The 18031-nt window shown below is 68.9% G+C and carries 12 protein-coding genes; 6 read left to right on the top strand and 6 right to left on the bottom strand.

All coding sequences use genetic code 11. The annotated features are described in order from the left end of the window. The first annotated feature begins 39 nt into the window (after positions 1-39). From D7325_RS16015 to D7325_RS15995, 5 genes are read left to right on the top strand one after another with little or no spacing between them, the layout of a single operon-like run. On the top strand, positions 40-2886 hold the full coding sequence (locus D7325_RS16015; protein WP_120997390.1) for a CHASE3 domain-containing protein: 2847 nt from the start codon (positions 40-42) through the stop codon (positions 2884-2886). Beyond that, positions 2883-3272: a response regulator transcription factor gene (locus tag D7325_RS16010; protein WP_120997388.1), complete on the top strand. Its 390-nt coding sequence runs from the start codon at positions 2883-2885 to the stop codon at positions 3270-3272. Before D7325_RS16015 ends, D7325_RS16010 begins: the two co-directional genes overlap by 4 nt. Further along, entirely contained in the window at positions 3269-4402 is a 1134-nt protein-coding gene (locus tag D7325_RS16005) for a YaiO family outer membrane beta-barrel protein (RefSeq protein WP_245962099.1), read from the top strand. Before D7325_RS16010 ends, D7325_RS16005 begins: the two co-directional genes overlap by 4 nt. Beyond that, entirely contained in the window at positions 4392-5513 is a 1122-nt protein-coding gene (locus tag D7325_RS16000; RefSeq protein ID WP_120997386.1) for a HEAT repeat domain-containing protein, read from the top strand. The genes D7325_RS16005 and D7325_RS16000 overlap by 11 nt, the downstream gene beginning before the upstream one ends. Beyond that, positions 5510-6910 (top strand): glycosyltransferase family 2 protein, encoded by a 1401-nt coding sequence (locus D7325_RS15995; RefSeq protein ID WP_120997384.1) that lies wholly within the window; start codon positions 5510-5512, stop codon positions 6908-6910. The genes D7325_RS16000 and D7325_RS15995 overlap by 4 nt, the downstream gene beginning before the upstream one ends. A gap of 74 nt (positions 6911-6984) precedes the next feature. Here the strand turns inward: D7325_RS15995 and D7325_RS15990 are convergent, their stop codons facing one another. The 5 genes from D7325_RS15990 to uvrD all read right to left on the bottom strand — a co-directional run bounded on the left by D7325_RS15990 (position 6985) and on the right by uvrD (position 13482). Beyond that, a complete protein-coding gene (locus D7325_RS15990) occupies positions 6985-7980 on the bottom strand; it encodes an LLM class flavin-dependent oxidoreductase (protein ID WP_120997382.1) in 996 nt (331 codons plus the stop codon). Positions 7981-8037: 57 nt separating this feature from the next. Further along, positions 8038-8445, bottom strand: coding sequence for a PA0061/PA0062 family lipoprotein (locus D7325_RS15985; RefSeq protein ID WP_120997380.1), 408 nt, complete (start codon positions 8443-8445; stop codon positions 8038-8040). A gap of 31 nt (positions 8446-8476) precedes the next feature. Continuing rightward, positions 8477-9841, bottom strand: coding sequence for a cation:proton antiporter (locus D7325_RS15980; protein ID WP_120997378.1), 1365 nt, complete (start codon positions 9839-9841; stop codon positions 8477-8479). 126 nt (positions 9842-9967) lie between these two features. After that, on the bottom strand, positions 9968-11080 hold the full coding sequence (locus tag D7325_RS15975) for a TRAP transporter substrate-binding protein (protein WP_120997376.1): 1113 nt from the start codon (positions 11078-11080) through the stop codon (positions 9968-9970). Positions 11081-11298: 218 nt separating this feature from the next. Continuing rightward, positions 11299-13482, bottom strand: coding sequence for a DNA helicase II (uvrD, locus tag D7325_RS15970; protein ID WP_120997374.1), 2184 nt, complete (start codon positions 13480-13482; stop codon positions 11299-11301). Positions 13483-13650: 168 nt separating this feature from the next. Here uvrD and D7325_RS15965 point away from each other — a divergent pair, with 168 nt between their 5' ends. Next, positions 13651-16494 carry an EAL domain-containing protein gene (locus D7325_RS15965; RefSeq protein WP_120997372.1) on the top strand — a complete coding sequence of 948 codons (2844 nt, stop codon included), beginning with the start codon at positions 13651-13653 and terminating at the stop codon, positions 16492-16494. 97 nt (positions 16495-16591) lie between these two features. Here the strand turns inward: D7325_RS15965 and trhP are convergent, their stop codons facing one another. Beyond that, positions 16592-17950, bottom strand: a complete 1359-nt coding sequence (trhP, locus tag D7325_RS15960; RefSeq protein ID WP_120997371.1) for a prephenate-dependent tRNA uridine(34) hydroxylase TrhP — start codon at positions 17948-17950, stop codon at positions 16592-16594. Between the last annotated feature and the right edge of the window lie 81 nt (positions 17951-18031).

Genomic DNA, 18031 nt, shown 5'->3' with positions numbered 1-18031 from the left:
GTTCCGGCGTTTCGCGCGCCCCACCCAGGAGTTCCGGTTTTGCAGGCAAGCCCCCGACTCAGCTGGCACTCGCTCGCCTTCGCCATCGCCTGCGTCCTGCTGGTCGCCCTGGCCTGGCACGGCGCGCGGACCCAGCGCTCGCTGCTCGAAGCCAACCAATCGGTGCGGGGCAGCCTGGAGCTGATCACCTCGATCCAGGCGATCCTCTCGTCATTGCAGGATATCGAGACCGGCCAGCGCGGCTTCATCCTCACCGGCGAGCCCAGCTACCTGGAGCCCTATACCAAGGGCCGGCTGCGCCTGGCACGCGAGCGCCAGGCGCTCGAACAGCGGCTCGGCGGCAACGGCGACAGCGCGGCCTGGCTGGCCGAACTGGACCAGGCCATCGCCGATCGGCTCGAAACCGCCGCGAGCAACATCGCCATCCGGCGCGAGGTGGGCCTGGAAGCCGCCGCCGAGCGGGCGCGCAACGCGGGCGGCAAGGCGGCGATGGACCGCATACGGCGCCTGCTCGGTGCCGCCGAAGCGCATGAGCGAGGCCATCTCGAGCAGGACCGCCAGGCGCTGGCCGAACGGGTCGCCTATGCCCAGCGGGTCGCCGTGCTCGGCGGGCTGGTGGTGGCCCTGCTGATGATCGGCGCGTTCTGGGCGATCCGCCGCAACCTGATCGCCCGCCATCGCCTGGCTCTCGTCGCCCAGGCCGGGCAGGCCCGCGTCGATGCGCTGTTGCAGGCCGTGCCGGACAGCCTGTACGAGATCGATCGCAACGGGACAATACGACCCCTGTCGCCGGCCAGCGGCGAGCGCACGGCCGCTCCGCTGGCGATCGAGCCGGTCCTGCGGGACATGCTGAGCCGCGACGGCTCGCCCCGCACGCTGACACGCGATTGGTGCGACGAGGCCGGCAACACCTTCGAGATCCGCCTGGTGCCGACCGGCCTGGGCGATCACCTGGCCATCGCCCGCGACGTTACCGAGCAACAGCGCAACCGCCAGCGCCTGCAGGACCACCGCGCATTCCTGCGCAGCGTGGTCGACGCCGATGAAAATCTCATCTACGTGCGCGACGCGCTCGGTCGCTTCCAGCTCTGCAACCTGGCCCTGGCCCAGGTGCTGGACCTGTCGCCGGAAGCCGTCGAAGGCCGGCAGCCGCGCGACCTGGCGGCCGGGCACCTGCTGATGCCGCTGCTCGACGGCGATCAGGACCTGCTGGAGCACGGCGGCGCGCAACGTCACGCGGAGATTCCGGTCACCGATTCGGCCGGGCAGGAGCGCTGGTTCCAGCTGACCAAGCGCCCGCTGCGCCTGTCCGACGGCAGCGTGCAGGTGGTCGCCGTGGCGATCGACATCACCGACTGGCGGCAGATCCAGCGCCTGAAATCCGAGTTCGTCTCGACCGTCAGCCATGAGCTGCGCACCCCGCTGACCGCCATCCGCGGCGGGCTCGGCATGCTCATCGGCGGCATCGCCGGCGAGGTACCGCCGACGATGCGGCCGCTGCTGGACATCGCCCACAAGAATAGCGAACGGCTGGTGCGGCTGATCAACGACATCCTCGACATCGAAAAGCTCGAAGCCGGACGCCTGGTGCTGGAGATGGCACCGGTCGAGGTGCTGCCGCTGGTCGAGCAGGCGCTGACCAACAACGAGCCCTACGCGCGCGAATTCCAGGTCAGCCTGGCGTTGCAGCAGCCGGCCGAGGGCGGCGTGCTGGTGCTGGATGCCGACCGCTTCGCCCAGGTCATGGCCAACCTGCTGTCCAACGCGATCAAGCACTCGCCCGCCGGCGGAGTGGTTACGGTGAGCTGCGAGCGGCATGGCGATCACCTGGAGATCGCCGTCACCGATCGCGGGCAGGGCATCCCGGAGGCCTTTCGCGGACGCATCTTCGAGCGCTTCGCCCAGGCCGACGCCTCCGACGTGCGCAGCCGCGGCGGTACCGGGCTGGGGCTGGCCATCACCCGTTCGCTGGTGGAGCAGATGCACGGCACCATCGGCTTCGATACCGAGACCGGCCGGGGCACGCGCTTTCACCTGCGCTTTCCGCTCAACCAGCCAGCGGCCGTCCCGGCCGTGTCGCCGAACACGATCGCGCGACCGGCCGCCATCGAAGGCCAGCGCATCCTGATCGTCGAGCCCGACGTCCGCGCCGCCGAGCAACTGGCGGTCATCCTGCGCCAGCACGGCTACGCCACCCGCTCGTGCCGCACCCCGCAGGAGGCGCGCGAGTGGCTCCTGGGCGCGACCTTCCAGGCGCTGACGCTGAGCCCCAACCTGAGCGACGAGCAGGGCGTGGCCTTCCTGCGCGACCTGCGCGAGGAGCCGGGCCTGCGCCAGCTCCCGGTGCTGGTGGTCAGCCTGCAACAGGACGGCGAAGCGGACAGCGACACCACGGCGGTGCGCGGCGGCGCGGTCGGCGTGATGGACTGGCTGCGCGAACCGGTCGACGCCGCGCGGGTGGTGGCGGTCATGCGGGCCTGCCTGGTGCCGGGCCAGCGGCCGAACATCCTGCACGTCGAGGACGACCCCGACCTGCGCACGCTGGTCGCCAGTCAGCTCGCCGGGCTGGATGCCGACCTGTGGAGCGCCGGCAGCGTGGCCGAAGCGCGTGAGCAGCTGGCGCAGCGGCCACACGAGCTGGTGCTGCTGGACCTGATGCTGCCGGACGGCGACGGCTCCGAGCTGCTCGACGACCTGTCACGAAACGATCCGCCGATCCCGGTCATCATCTTCTCCGCGCTCGACGAACCGGCCGCGGAAAATCACCTGGTGCTGCGCCGCCTGGTCAAGTCGCGCCACGACGGCAGCGAGCTGGCCGCACTGATCCAGCACTACCTGTCTCACTGGCCGGGACCGCCGGCCACGTCGCAAGGGGAATCGCCGTGAGCGATGCAAACGATCTGCGCATCCTGATGGTGGAAGACGAAGAGGACATCGCCTTCCTGATCCGCTTCATGCTCGAACGCCAGGGCTTCGGTGTCGAACATGCCGCCGACGGCCGCCAGGCGCTGGACTACATCACCACCGGCGCGGTGCCGAACCTGGTGCTGATGGACATCATGCTGCCCTACCACGACGGCCTCGAACTGGTCGAACGGCTGCGCGCGCAGCCCGGCTGGGATTCGGTGCCGGTGCTGATGCTGACCGCCAAGGCGCGCGAAGTGGACATCGTCCGCGCGCTGGAGCTGGGCGCGGACGATTACGTCACCAAGCCCTTCCAGCCCGAGGAGCTGCTGGCCCGCATCCGCCGCCTGATCCGGAGGCCGCGTTGACGCTCGCTCGCCCGTTCGCCCTCCTCCTCGCGCTGCTCCCGGCGCTTGCCTTCGCCAACCTCGAGACCGCTCGCCAGCAGGTCGAGAACCAGCAGCTCGATGCCGCGCGCGCCACGCTGGAACGGCACCTCGCCGAGCGACCGGAGGATGCCGAAGCGCGCTTCCTGCTGGCCCGCGTGCTCGCCTGGCAGGGCCGGCCGCTGGACGCCCTGCCGCTCTACGAGCGGTTGCTGGCCGGCGACCCTGACAATGCCGACTACCTGCTTGGCAAAGGCCAGGCATTGCTCTGGGCCGACCGCCCGCAGGCGGCGATGGTGCCGCTGGAGCGCGCCGCGACGCTGGCGCCGGAGTACGCCCTGGTCCAGCAAGTCATGCAGCAGGCGCGCGCCGCGCTCAGCACGCCGGTGACCATCGCCGGGCAGCCCGTCCAGCCGCAGGCCGAGCGACGCCATGAGCTGGAGCTGTCGTACCGCACCGACGATCTGGACAGCGGCTTCGACGACTGGCAGACCCAGCGGCTCGACTACGTCTCGACCCGTGCCGAAGGGCTTGGCTGGTACGGCGCGCTGCTGCGCGAACAGCGCTTCGGTGACTGGGACCCGGGCCTCGAGCTCGGCGCGGTGATCGCGTTGGACGAGAACTGGACGCTGCAACCGGAAGTCGGCTACCAGCACGACCCCTTCTTCCTGCCGAAATGGCATGCCGACCTGCGCCTGCAACGGCGTCTGCCGGCCGGCTTCCTCGGCGCCGCCAGCGTGCGGCGTACCGAATACGCGACCAGCCGCGTCGACCGCCTGGCGCTGTCGGTCGAGCGCTACTGGAACGACTGGCGCGCCGGCTACACCCTCAACATCACCGATGTCTCCAACGCCGGCACGCCGATCGGCCACGACCTGTCGCTCGACTATTACTACGACGGCCTGAGCTACCTCGGCCTGCGCGGAACCTTCGGCGAGGAAGAAGCGGTGGAGGGGCAGCGGCTGCTGACCAGCGACGTGCGCGCCGTCAGCCTGCAAGGGCGCCACTGGTTCGACACGCGCTGGGCGCTGACCTGGGAATTCGGCCGCCACGAGCAGGGCGACCTCTACACGCGCGACTGGGTGCAGCTGGGGCTGCGCCATGCCTTTTGACGCGCTCGCCTGTCCCGATTGGCTGTGCCGCAGCCCGTTGCCGTCGCTGTGGCAGGCCTGGCTGCCGGACGACTTCATCCTGCGCGCGGCCGTCTACACCGCGCTCGCGCTGGCACTGATCACGCTGCTGGTGATGGTCCACGTGCTGCTGCTGGCGGAAGTCTCCGCCCGTCGGCAGCGCCGCCGCCAACGCTTCAACGAGGCCTGGCGCCCGTACTTCGCGCTGTGCAGCCTGAGCGACGACGCCCCCGAGCACCCGCCGCTCGCGCGCGGGCAGCGCTTCTGGTTCGTCATGCAGTGGAACCGCACGCAGCTGCAACTGCGCGGCGCCGCGCGTGAGCGCATGAATCGCGCGTTGCAGGCGCTGGGGCTGGAGGCCTATGTGCTGGGCCTGTTGCAGGGCCGGGTGCGCAGCCGTCTGGTCGGCCTGACCTGCCTGCGCTACCTGGCCGAGCCGCGCCACTGGGACGCCGTGCAGCCGCTGGTGACCAACCGCAGCGCCATCGTCTCGCTGGCGGCGGCGCAAACCCTGGTCGCGATGGATGCCTCGCGCGCCATGCAACTGCTGCTGCCCCTGGCGACGACCCGCCGCGACTGGGCCATGCCGCGACTGTCCAGCCTGTGCCAGCAGGCCGGCACCCAGGCGGTGACGGCGCCGATCCTCACCGTGCTGGTCGGCGCCGAGCCCTCGGTACGCCAGCGCCTGGTGGGCTTGCTGAGCTGGGCCGAGCCGCGCCATGCCGCGCCCTGGTCACGCGCCCGGCTGGACGACGGCGGCACGGGCGAGGAATTGCAGGCCGCCCTCGAATGCCTGTGCGAACTGGGCGACCCGCGCGACCGCGAGCGAATCGTCCGCGCGCTGCGCCACGAGGACCCGGGCGTGCGCCTCAAGGCCATCGGCGCCTTCCGCCAGCAGGCGCGCGCCACCGACGCGGAGGTGCTGCTGCCCTTGCTGGCCGACCGCAGCTGGTGGGTCCGGCAGGCCACCGCCGATGCCCTGGCCGCCCTACCCGGCGCGACGCCCGAGCGGTTGGAAAGGTTGCTCGACCAGGTCACCGATCGCTACGGGCAGGACGCCCTGCGCCGCGCCATCGCGGAGATGCCGGCATGACCGTCGACTGGACCTGGTGGGCGCAACTGGGCTTCATCCTCTACTTCCTGCTGCTCAACGGCATGTACCTGCTGCTCAACGCGCTGTCGATGATCAGCCTGACGAGCTACCTGCGCGAGCGTGCCGAGACCGGCGAGGTCGCGCCGTACCTGGGCGTGGAGCCGCCGGTTTCGATCCTGATGCCGGCCTACAACGAGGAGGCGACCATCCGCACCTCGGTGCGCTCGATGCTCCAACTGCAATACCCGGACTTCGAGGTCGTGGTGATCAATGACGGCTCGAAGGACCAGACGCTGGCCGTCCTGATGGCCGAGTTCGAGCTCGAGCCGCACCCCGAGCCGCTGCGCCAGGCGGTCGAGCACAAGCCGGTGCTGGGCATCTACCGCTCGCGGCGCTATGCCAACCTGCGGGTCATCGACAAGGCGAACGGCGGCAAGGCCGACGCGCTCAATGCCGGCATCAATGCCGCGCGGCACGGGCTGTTCTGCGGCGTCGACGCCGACTCCATCCTCCAGCGCGACAGCCTGCTGCGGGTGGTGCAGCCCTTTCTCGAGGACGAGCGCACCGTCGCCGCCGGCGGCACCGTGCGCATCGCCAACGGCTCGCAGGTGCGCGGCGGCTTTCTCATCAAGGCCGGCCTGCCGGGCAACTGGCTGGCGCGCTTCCAGATCGTCGAATACCTGCGCGCCTTCCTGTTCGGGCGGCTGGGCTGGTCGCCGATGAACGCGGTGCTGATCATCTCCGGCGCCTTCGGGCTGTTCGACCGCGAGCGGGTGATGGCGGTCGGCGGCTACCGCACCGATACGGTCGGCGAGGACATGGAGCTGGTGGTGCGCCTGCACCGCTATCACCGCGCGGCGAAGATTCCCTACCGCATCCGCTACCTGCCCGACCCGATCTGCTGGACCGAATGCCCCGAAGACCTCGGCACCCTTGGCCGCCAGCGCAGCCGCTGGCAGCGCGGGCTGGCCGAGAGCCTGGTGCGTCACGTGCGGCTGCCGCTGTCCCGGCGCGGCGGCGCGGCCGGCTGGCTGGCCTGGCCGTTCATGGCCCTGTTCGAGTGGCTGGGGCCGCTGATCGAACTCGTCGGCTACGTGTTCATGATCGCCGGCTTCGCGCTGGGCGCGGTGTCCTACACGGCGCTGGCGGCCTTCCTGCTGGTGGCGATCGGCATGGGCATCCTGCTGTCGGTCAACGGCCTGCTGCTGGAGACGCTGTCGTTCCGGGTCTACAGCCGACGGCGCGACATGCTCCAGCTGTTCCTGATGGCGATCCTGGAAAACTTCGGCTACCGCCAGCTCAACACCCTCTGGCGGGTGCGCGGGCTGTGGCAGTGGTTTTCGCGCAGCAAGCACAACTGGGGCGTGATGAAGCGCAGCGGCAAGTGGGGGCAGTAGCGGACCGGTGGCGCGGTGGCCCGGTGGCCGGCACTCCGGCGATCACGCTTTCACGGACCCCGGAGCGCCTGTGGCTAGCGCAGGCCGGCGGCGATTTCGAACGAGCGGTGGCGGTCTTCGGGATCGTAGAAGTCGCAGGTGAAGATCAGCTCGTCGGCGCCGGTCTGCTCCAGCAGCACCTCGAGCCGCGCGCGGACCTTCTCCGGGCTGCCGATCACCGCCATGCCGAGGAAGCTGCCGACCGCCTCCTGCTCGTGCGGCAGCCATAGCGCCTTCATGCTCTCGACTGGCGGGCGCATCACCAGGCTCTGGCCGCGGATCAGCGCGAGGATGCGCTGGTAGACGCTGGTGGCCAGGTATTCGGCGCGTTCGTCGGTGTCGGCCGCCAGCAGCGGCACGCCGAGCATCACGTAGGGCTTGTCGAGCACGGCCGAGGGTTTGAAATTCTCACGGTAGAGGCGAATGGCCTCGTGCACGTAACGCGGCGCGAAATGCGAGGCGAAGGCATACGGCAGGCCCTTGGCCGCCGCCAGCTGCGCGCTGAACAGGCTGGAGCCGAGCAGCCAGATCGGCACCTGGCTGCCGACGCCCGGCATGGCGATCACGCGTTGGCCGTCCTGGCGCGGGCCGAGCAGGAATTCCAGCTCTTCCACGTCTTGTGGAAAGTCGTCGGCGCTGCCCAGCCGGTCGCGCCGCAATGCGCGCGCGGTGAACTGGTCGGCACCCGGCGCGCGACCCAGCCCCAGGTCGATCCGGCCCGGATAGAGCGCCGCGAGCGTGCCGAACTGCTCGGCGATGACCAGCGGTGCGTGGTTGGGCAGCATCACGCCGCCTGAACCGACGCGGATGCGCGAGGTGCCGCCGGCCAGGTAGCCGATCAGCACGGCGGTGGCGGAACTGGCGATGCCATCCATGTTGTGGTGCTCGGCCACCCAGAAGCGCTCGAAGCCCAGGCGCTCGACGTGCTGCGCCAGCGCCAGCGAGTTGCGCAGGGCCTGGGCGGCGTCGCCGTCATCGCGGATCGGCGCGAGGTCCAGCGTGGAGAAGCGGGTGTCGGAAAGTCGGGTCATGTCGTTACCTCCGTAGGACCCTTGGATATGCGGGCGCCGCGCGCTAACGCAACCCCGTCACAGGCACAGCGACCGTTCGGCCTCGGCGATCACCTCGCCGTCCGGCCCTCGCAGCCGCACCACCGGGGTGAATCCCATCGCATGGGCTTCGAACAGGTAGCGCTCGCCGGCCCGGAAGTCGTCGTAGGTGACGTCCATCCGGCAGCGGATGAACTGCGGCTCGTTGTGGATCGAGCCGCCGCCGCTGACCTCGTATTCGTAGCTGGCTTCGAGCCGGTGCTTGCCGGGCGGCACCTGGAAGTAACGGCCATCGTCGAGCCGCCTGCCGTCCAGGCGCTGCGCCATGAAGGAGTCGCGTCCCGGCGCGCGCAGCTCGACCCAGGCCATGTCCGGGTCGGGCTTGGGCAGCGGGCCGGCGCAACCGGCCAGGAGCGTCAGCATCAGGAGCGGCAACGGCAAGCGCATGGCGGAATCCTCGAGGGCAAAGGGGCAACGGTCAGTTCGGCTCGTCGCGAGTCGAGCCGCGACGGCGTTCGTACAGCGATAGCAGCGGCTGGGTGCTCAAGCCGTGCACCAGAATGCTCAGCGCCACGACGGACAGCACCAGCGGCACGATTTGCTCCGATTCCTCCGGCAGCAGCCCATGCGTGATGGCATAGGCCAGGTAATAAAGGCTGCCGATGCCGCGGATGCCGAACCAGCCGGCGAGCAGCCGCTGGGGCCGATCGAGCATACTCCCCGGCACCAGCAGGAACACGCACAGCGGCCGGATCACGACGAACAGCGCCAGCGCCAGCGGAATCGCGCGCCAGTCCCAATGCGCCGAAATGACCACGCCCAGCAAGGTCACCAGTACCACTTCCAGGCTGCGCTCGAGTTGTCCGCCGAAGGTCAGCATGTCGCCCACCAACACGCCGGCGGCGATGCTCGGCTCGTCCGGCCGATGGCCCTGAAGCGGCAGCTCACGCGGCGCGGAGCCGGCCTCGGCGAGGTGCGGCACGGCCTTGCGGACCAGCTCCTCGGACGGCAGCGTCGAGGCATTGGCGGCGGCGAATTCGGCATGGCGCAGGCCGAGCCCGGCGGCGAAGACGGCGAGAAACCCCCAGCCCTCGATCAGCTCCGCACCGACATAGGCCAGCGCGATCAGCGCAAGCGCCAGCGAATCGTTGGGCGACATCGAGGTGTCCGCATGCCGCGCCCGCAGGTAGATCGCCAGGTGGCCGATCAGGCGTCCGAGCAGGTAGCCGACCAGCAGGCCCGCCGGGATCGCCCAGAGCAGCCGTGACAAGGCCCACTCGCCGAGCCAGCCGCCGCCCAGGCTTTCGTGCTCGAGCAGCAGCAGGCCGAAGATGACGAACGGAAAGGCAGTGCCGTCGTTGAAGCCCGCCTCGCCGGACAGCCCGTAGCGCAGCCGGTCGCTGTCGCGCGCATCGTTGACCTGCACCAGGCTGGCGAGCACCGGGTCGGTCGGTGCCAGGATGGCGCCGATCAGCACCGCGACGCCCCAGCCGAGGCCGAACAGGTAATGGCACAGCGCCGCGACGCCGGCGATGCAGGCCACCATCACCGGCCCCGCCAGCATGAAGGCGCTGCGCCAGGCCGGGTCGCCGAGCGGCAGGCGCAGTTTCAGCCCGCTGATGAACAGCGACACCAGCACGGCGACCTCCGCCAGGTGCACCAGCCAGTCGGCGATGTGGATGAAGTCGATCTGCCAGAAGCCTATCCCCAGCCCGCCGATCAGCGCCCCGAAGCCCAGGTAGATCACCGAGGTGGTGACCGGCAGCCAGCGCAGGTAGGCCGATGCCAGCGCGAGAATCAGCAACAGGAGGCCAAGAACGGCCATCCACTGGAGAAAGGTCATGACGAAATCCGGTGGCGAAACGAAAAAACGGCTGTTGCAGCCTTGAGGTTTCGAACCGGGTACGGGAGGGAGGTTCAAGCCGGCCGGCGCATCATCCGCGCCGGCCGGTCGAGCGGTAACCGGCGATCAGCGCCAGTTGTACAGCTGCTGCTCGGTGATCGCCTGCATCGGCTCGGCCTGCGCCTGGAAGGCCTTGAGCGAGGCCCAGATGCGGCCGTTCAGCTCGCTCTGCGCGGCCAACTCGCCCAGCACCGACTCGGACTCGGTCTTCATCGCCGCCAGCACTTCGTCGGGGAAGCGCTTGAGCTGCACGCCCTGCTTCTTCAGCTCTTCGAGCGCCAGCGCGTTGTTGTAGACGTAGTCGTTGAGCATCGCCTGGTTGGCTGCCAGGGCGGCCTCGGTGACGATCGCCTGGAGGTCGGCCGGCAGGCTGTCGAAGGCCTGCTTGTTGACCAGCATCTCGATGATCGCCTGCGGTTCCTGCCAGGACGGGTAGTAGTAGTACTTCGCGGCCTTGTGCAGACCGAAGGCCAGGTCGTTGTACGGACTCACCCAGTCGGTCGCGTCGATCGCGCCGGTCTGCATGGCGGTGAACACCTCGCCACCGGGCAGGTTGACGACGGTCGCGCCGAGGCGCGACATCACCTCGCCGCCGAGGCCCGGCATGCGCAGTTTCAGGCCCTGGAGGTCTTCGAGCGAGTTGATTTCCTTGTTGAACCAGCCGCCCATCTGCATGCCGGAGTTGCCGGCCGCCATCGGCTTCACGCCGTAGGGCGCGTAGGCCTCTTCCCACAGCGCCTGACCGCCGCCGTGGGTGAGCCAGGCGTTCATTTCCATCGTCGACAGGCCGAACGGAATCGAGGTGAAGTACTGGGCCGTCGGCACCTTGCCGCGCCAGTAGTAGGCCGCGCCGTGGCCCATCTCGGCGGTGCCGCGCGAAACCGAATCGAAGACTTCGAGCGCCGGAACCAGCTCGCCGGCGGCATAGACCTTGACGGTCAGCCGGCCGCCGCTCATGGCGGTGATGCGCTCGGCGATGCGCTCGGCACCGGTGCCCAGGCCCGGGTAGTTCTTCGGCCAGGCGGTGACCATCTTCCAGTGGTAGGTCTTCTGCTCCGCAGGCGCTTCGGCCTGGGCGGCGGCCTGTGTTTCAGGAGCGGGGGTGTCGTCTTTGCAACCGGCGAGCCCAAGGGTGGCGAGCAACGCAGCGGCAGCGCCGAACAGGTGGCGGCGATTCATGATGTCTCCGAATGTGGTCGTTTTTTTGTCATGCACGGGCGGCGCGAACCGCCTTCCGAGACGGGCGAAGGTCTGGCCCGTCCTGAACGTGCTTCTTGTGAAAGCGACGTATCGCCGGTCGGATCCGGCTCTCCCTGGCGAAGGTCGTTCGCCATAGATGCCACGTCAGAGGCGACGGGGCAATCCCGTCGGCCGCAGCCGACGGGAGGATCTGCGCGCTAGAGCGCTTCGAGCTTGGCGTAGCTGAGCATCAGCCACTTGCTGCCTTCGTTTTCGAAGTTCACCTGCACGCGCGCCTGCGCGCCAGCGCCTTCGAAATTCAGGATGGTGCCTTCGCCGAACAGCGAATGCCGCACGCGCTGCCCGAGGTTGAAGGGTGTTTCCGGCACGCCGGCGCCGTCGAACAGCGAGCCGACGCTGACCCGGCTGCCGAAGCTGCGGCTGACCGTGTTGTTCAGCCGCACTTCCTGGATCAGCGACGGCGGCAATTCCCGGACGAAGCGCGAGACCTTGTTGTACGTCTCGCTGCCGTACAGGCGGCGGGTCTCGGCGTAGGTCAGTACCAGCTGCTGCATGGCGCGGGTGATGCCGACGTAGGCCAGGCGGCGTTCCTCTTCCAGCCGGCCGGGCTCTTCCAGGCTCATCTTGTGCGGGAACAGGCCCTCTTCCATGCCGACCAGGAACACCAGCGGGAACTCCAGACCCTTAGCGCTGTGCAGCGTCATCAGCTGGATGCTGTCCTCGAAATCGCCGGCCTGCTGCTCGCCGGCCTCCAGCGAGGCATGGTCGAGGAAGGCCGCCAGCGGCGAGGCGTATTCGTCCTCGTCGTAGACCTCGAAGGCCCGTGCGGCGGAAACCAGTTCTTCCAGGTTCTCGACCCGCGCCTGGCCCTTGTCGCCCTTTTCGTCGCGGTGGAAGGCCAGCAGGCCGGACTGCTCGACGACCAGCTGGGTCATGCTGTGCAGCGCCATGCCCTCGGTCTTCAGCGCCAGGGTGTCGACCAGCTCGACGAAGCCGTTCAGCGCACTGGCGGCGCGACCGGACACCGTCTTGGTGCCGACCGCCTGGTGCAGCGCGGCCCACATCGACAGATTCTGGCTACGGGCGAATTCGCGCAGCGTCTCGACGGTCTTCTCGCCGATGCCGCGCGCCGGCACGTTGATCACCCGCTCCAGCGCCGCGTCGTTGTCGCGCGTCTGGATCAGCCGCAGGTAGGCCATCGCATTCTTGATCTCGGCGCGCTCGAAGAAGCGCTGGCCGCCATAGATGCGGTACGGGATCTTCTCGCGCAGCAGCGCCTCTTCCAGCACCCGCGACTGGGCATTGGAGCGGTAGAGGATGGCGATCTCGCTGCGCGCGAGGCCGTCCTTCTTGATCGCGCTCTCGATGCTTTCGACGACGTAGCGCGCCTCGTCGTGTTCGTTGAAGGCGGCATACAGGCTGATCGGCTCGCCTTCGCAGCCCTCGGTCCACAGCTCCTTGCCGAGCCGTCCCTGGTTGTTGGCGATCAGCGTATTGGCGGCCTTGAGGATGCAGGCGGTGGAGCGGTAGTTCTGCTCCAGGCGGATCAGCTCGGCGTCGGCGAAATCCTGGCTGAACTGCTGCAGGTTCTCGATGCGGGCGCCGCGCCAGCCGTAGATCGACTGGTCGTCGTCGCCGACCACCATTAGGCTCTCGCCGCCCTTGGCCAGCAGGCGCAGCCAGGCGTACTGGACGGCGTTGGTGTCCTGGAATTCGTCAACCAGCACGTGGCGGAAGCGCCGCTGGTAGTGGTCGAGCAGGCCCGGATGGTCGCGCCAGAGGTCCAGCGCGCGCAGCAGCAGTTCGGAGAAGTCGATCACCCCGGCACGGGCGCAGGCCGCTTCGTAGGCCTCGTAGATCTTCACCTGGGTGGCGAGGAACAGGTCGCCGGCGGCCTGGATGTGCTGCGGGCGCAGGCCTTCGTCCTTCTGCCCGTTGATCCACCACTGGGCCTGGCGCGCCGGCCAGCGCTGTTCATCCAGCCCCAGTTCGCGTATCACGCGCTTGACCAGCCGCTGCTGGTCGTCGGAATCGAGGATCTGGAAGTTCTCGGCCAGCTTCGCCTCGCGCCAGTGCGCGCGCAGCAGCCGGTGGGCGAGGCCGTGGAAGGTGCCGACCCACATCCCCTGCGGGTTGACGCCGAGCAGCTGCTCGATGCGCTGGCGCATCTCGGCGGCGGCCTTGTTGGTGAAAGTGACCGCCAGGATCGAGTGCAGCGAGGCGCGCTCGACCTGGTGCAGCCAGGCGATGCGATGAACCAGCACGCGGGTCTTGCCGGAACCTGCGCCGGCCAGCACCAGTTGCCGGCCCAGCGACGCGGCCACGGCCTGGCGCTGGGCATCGTTCAGGGAATTCAGGAGGAGGGAAAGGTCGTCGTGCATCGCGGCATTCTAGCCGCAACGGATGCGAATGGCTCGCGGCGCTGTCCAACGGCTGTCGCCCCGGTCTTGCCCTCGCCGTGGCTATGGGCTTTTATTCGCGGGACGAGAAGCGCTGTCATCGTGCCATGATGCTGCACTCTTCCACCGCATCTGGAGAGACGTGCTCCCTTGACCAGCCGATCCCCTTCCATCGCCGCCGCGCAAGCGTCTTCCCTGGCGGACGTCGACACCGGCTTCGACCTGCGCGCCGAATGCACCCGCCTGCTGTTTCAGGGCGCGCAGGTGCCGGCTTGCCTGATGCTGGTGATCGGCGTGCTCTGCGTGTTGCTGCTTCGTCATCATGCGTCGCCGCTGGAGCTGGGTGTCTGGTGGCTGTCGGTGACCGCGCTGGCGCTGATGCGGCTGCACCAGGCGCGGGTGGTGCGTCGCACGCCCGACGCCGAACTGGCCGCGCCTCGCTGGAAGACCTTCTTCACCTTCGGCAGCATCGCCGCGGCGCTCTCCCTGGCCTACGCGATCCTGCGCCTGGTCCCGCCCGATGACTTCTCGGTGCAGGTCATGAGCTACGGGCTGATCGGCTCGGTGGTGCTGATCGCCAGCATCGCCTACGCCGTCAACCTGCGGGCGTTCTTCTTCTTTGCCGTCCCCTGCCTGCTGCCGGCGGGCCTCGGGCTGGTGACCAGCCCCTACCCGCTGCAACACGGCTGGGGCGAGCTGACGCTGGTGCTGCTCGGCACCCTGAGCATCGTCGCCTGGCAGATCAACCGGCTGATCGGCAGCAACCTCGTCCAGCGCCAGCAGAACGCCGGCCTGATCCAGGTGTTGCAGCGCGCCCGGGCGGACGCCGAAGGCCTCAACACCGAGCTGGCCCATGAAGTGCAGCAACGGCGGCGGGCCGAGCAGGAGCTGCGCGATGCCTACGAAGGGCTCGAACAGCGGGTGGTCGAACGCACCGCCGAGCTGGCGCGTGCCGCCTGCGACCTGAGCCAGAGCGAGACCCGCCTGAACCTGGCGCTCGAAGCCAGCGGCCTGGGCCTGTGGGACTGGAACCTCGCCGAAGGCAGCGTCCACCACTCGCGGATGGCGATCCGCTTCGGCGTCGGCGAGCCGGAAAACAGCCATCCACTGCGACCCGAAGTCCACCCGGACGATCTCCTGCCCGTGCGCCAGGCGCTGATCGATCACCTCAAGGGCCGCACCGACGTCTATGTCGCCGAGTACCGCGCGCGCACGCCGGACGGTCCCTGGCTGTGGATCGAAGACCGCGGCCGGGCCATCGAGCGTGACGAGCAGGGCCGGGTCAGGCGCATGATCGGCACCCGCCGCGACATCACCGCCACCCGTCAGCAGATCGAGCAGCAGCGCCTGGCCGCGACCGTGTTCGAAGCGGCCAGCGAGGGCATCGTGATCCTCGACGATCAGTACCGCGTGCTGGCGATCAACGAGGCCTGCTGCACGCTGTCGGGCTTCACCCGAGACGAGCTGCTGGGGCGCCGCGTGACCCGCCTGTTCGCCTCCGAAGCGACCCGCGCGCGCTACGGCGAGATGCGCGAGATGCTCGAGCGCGACGGCAGCTGGCAAGGCGAGCAGCTGGAGCTGCGCAAGAACGGCGAAACCTACCCGCAATGGCTGCAAATGCGCGTCGTGCATGACGAGGCCGGGCGTATCGCCAACATCGTCGGCTTCCTGACCGACCTGACCATCCGCCGCCAGGTCGAGGAGCGGCTGCGCTACCTGACCCACTACGACGAGCTGACCGGGCTGGCCAACCGCAGCCTGCTCAAGGAACGGCTCGATGAAGCCTGCCAGCGCGTGCGCCGCAGCGGCCGCAACCTGGCGGTGCTGCACCTGGACCTGGACCGCTTCAAGACGCTCAACGAAAGCCTCGGCCATGAAATCGCCGACGAGCTGCTCAAGGAGATCGCGCGGCGCATCAGCCAGGTGCTGCCGGACGCCGACACCCTGGCGCGCCTGTCCGGCGACGAGTTCGTCGTCCTGCTCGAAGCCTATGGCAGCCTTTCGGGCCTGGTGCACCTGGGCACGCGCCTGCTCAAGCGCATTCGCCAGCCGGTGATCATCGACGGGCACGAACTGGTGGTCAGCGCCTCGATCGGCGCCACGCTGATGCCGGACAACGCCCGCGAGGCGATCGTCCTGCTGCGTCAGGCGGACACCGCCATGCAGCACGCCAAACACCTGGGAGGCAACACGCTGCAGTTCTTCACCGACCGCCTGCAATTGGCGAGCATCGAGACGCTGCAACTGGAGAATCAGCTGCGCAAGGCGCTCGACGAGGATCAGCTCGAAGTCTTCTACCAACCACGCATGCGCCTGGCGGACGACTACATCGACGCCGCCGAGGCGCTGGTGCGCTGGCGCCATCCGCACCAGGGCCTGATCGCGCCGGGGCACTTCATTCCGCTGGCCGAAGAAACCGGCCTGATCATTCCGCTCGGCGAAACCGTGCTGCGCAAGGCCTGCGCCCAGGCGCGTCGCTGGCAGCAGGACGGCACTGGCGAGATCCGTGTTTCGGTCAATCTGTCGGCCAAGCAGCTGCGCCAGGGCAACCTCGTCACCCTGGTACGCCAGGTCCTGGACGACACCGGCCTGCCGGCGCGACTGCTGGAACTGGAGCTGACCGAGAGCCAGCTGCTCGACGACGTCGAGAACGCCATCACCACCTGCCGCCAGCTGCGCGAGCTGGGCGTGAGCCTGGCCATCGACGACTTCGGCACCGGCTATTCATCGCTCAGCTACCTCAAGCGCTTCCCGGTGGACTACGTGAAGATCGACCGGGCGTTCGTGGCCGAGCTCGACCAGTGCGGCGAGGACGCGGCGATCGTTCGCGCCATCATCGCCATGGCCCACAGCCTGGAGCTGAAGGTGGTCGCCGAGGGCGTGGAGACCGAACCGCAACGCGACTTCCTGCGCGCGCAGGGCTGCGACGAGATCCAGGGTTACCTGCTCAGCCCGCCGGTCGAGGCCGTGCGCTTCGTGCAGTTGCTTCGCTAGCGCCGAAGCATTGCCGCCGGCCGCTCAGCCGCGAGGCCGTCGGGTGGTAACCGCAGCGGATTTCGACGCATGGCTGCATCGCACCGCATGGATGGCATCAGCCGCGGGTGGTTCCGCCGTCCAGCTCGCGCATCAGCAGGGCGTGGTCCAGCGAGACGGGCTCGGGCACCGGCAGCCAGAGGACATGGCCATCGCCCGGCGCGCACGCGGTGGCTTCGCCATTGCCCTTCTCCAGATGCTCAAGTCGGAAGTTGAGGTTGCCGTGCGGCGTCATCAGCTCCAGCCTGTCGCCGACGGCGAAGCGGTTCTTCACCTTCACTTCGGCCAGTGCGCCCCGCCGCGCGCCGGTCAGCTCGCCGACGAACTGCTGGCGCTCGGAGAGCGAGAAGCCGCGCTCGTAGTTCTGATACTCGTCATGCACGTGCCGGCGCAGGAAGCCCTCGGTGTAGCCGCGGTGGGCGAGCGATTCGAGGGTGTCCATCAGCGACCGGTCGAACGGGCGCCCCGCGACCGCATCGTCGATGGCCTTGCGGTAGACCTGGGCGGTGCGCGCCACGTAGTAGTGGCTCTTGGTCCGCCCCTCGATCTTCAGCGAATGCACGCCCATCGCGGCCAGCCGCTCGACGTGCTGCACCGCGCGCAGGTCCTTGGAATTCATGATGTAGGTGCCGTGCTCGTCCTCGGTCGCCTCCATGAATTCGCCGGGGCGGCTGACGTCTTCGAGCAGAAAGACCTGATCGGTCGGTGCGCCGGCGCCGAGGGTCGGCTCGGCCGGCTGCACGGCGATGGGCTGGTAGCGCTGCACCGCGTTGCCGAGTTCGTCTTCCCTGGCCTCGTGCGTCTTGTATTCCCAGCGGCAGGCGTTGGTGCAGGTGCCCTGGTTCGGGTCGCGGCGGTTGATGTAGCCCGACAGCAGGCAGCGGCCGGAGTAGGCCATGCACAGCGCGCCGTGGACGAACACTTCCAGCTCCATCTCCGGCACGCGCTGGCGGATCTCGGCGATCTCCTCGAGCGACAGTTCGCGCGACAGGATCACGCGGCTGATGCCCTGCGTCTGCCAGAACCTGACCGTCGCCCAGTTCACCGCGTTGGCCTGCACCGAGAGGTGGATGGCCTGCTCCGGGAAATGCTCGCGAACCAGCATGATCAGCCCCGGATCGGACATGATCAGCGCATCCGGCCCCATCGCCACCACCGGCTCGAGATCCTGGAGGAAGGTCCTCAGCTTGGCGTTGTGCGGGGCGATGTTGACCACCACGTAGAAGCGCTTGCCCTGCGCGTGGGCCTCGCCGATACCCAGGGCCAGGTTGGCGTGGTCGAACTCGTTGTTGCGCACCCGCAGGCTGTAGCGCGGCTGCCCGGCGTAGACGGCATCGGCGCCGTAGGCGAAGGCGTAGCGCATGGCTTTCAGCGTGCCGGCCGGGCACAGCAGTTCGGGTGGGGCGAGTCGGGTCATGGCGTCGGCACCGGCAAAAGCCGGCGAGGCTACGGCAGTCCGGGCGCAGCGCCGTTGATTTGAATCAAGCACGCCGCCCGC

The sequence above is a fragment of the Stutzerimonas urumqiensis genome (genome assembly GCF_003640395.1).
Classification (GTDB): Bacteria; Pseudomonadota; Gammaproteobacteria; order Pseudomonadales; family Pseudomonadaceae; genus Stutzerimonas; species Stutzerimonas urumqiensis.
The sequence above is the reverse complement of the archived record's forward strand: the minus strand, read 5'-3'. Positions and strand labels throughout refer to the sequence as shown.

Bases quoted from the DNA above. Each gene is read 5' to 3' on its own strand.
- D7325_RS15980 (WP_120997378.1), bottom strand. From the start codon at position 9,841: ATGACCTTTCTCCAGTGGATGGCCGTTCTTGGCCTCCTGTTGCTGATT.
- D7325_RS15975 (WP_120997376.1), bottom strand. From the start codon at position 11,080: ATGAATCGCCGCCACCTGTTCGGCGCTGCCGCTGCGTTGCTCGCCACC.
- trhP (WP_120997371.1), bottom strand. From the start codon at position 17,950: ATGACCCGACTCGCCCCACCCGAACTGCTGTGCCCGGCCGGCACGCTG.
- uvrD (WP_120997374.1), bottom strand. From the start codon at position 13,482: ATGCACGACGACCTTTCCCTCCTCCTGAATTCCCTGAACGATGCCCAG.
- D7325_RS15990 (WP_120997382.1), bottom strand. From the start codon at position 7,980: ATGACCCGACTTTCCGACACCCGCTTCTCCACGCTGGACCTCGCGCCG.
- D7325_RS16000 (WP_120997386.1), top strand. From the start codon at position 4,392: ATGCCTTTTGACGCGCTCGCCTGTCCCGATTGGCTGTGCCGCAGCCCG.
- D7325_RS15985 (WP_120997380.1), bottom strand. From the start codon at position 8,445: ATGCGCTTGCCGTTGCCGCTCCTGATGCTGACGCTCCTGGCCGGTTGC.
- D7325_RS15995 (WP_120997384.1), top strand. From the start codon at position 5,510: ATGACCGTCGACTGGACCTGGTGGGCGCAACTGGGCTTCATCCTCTAC.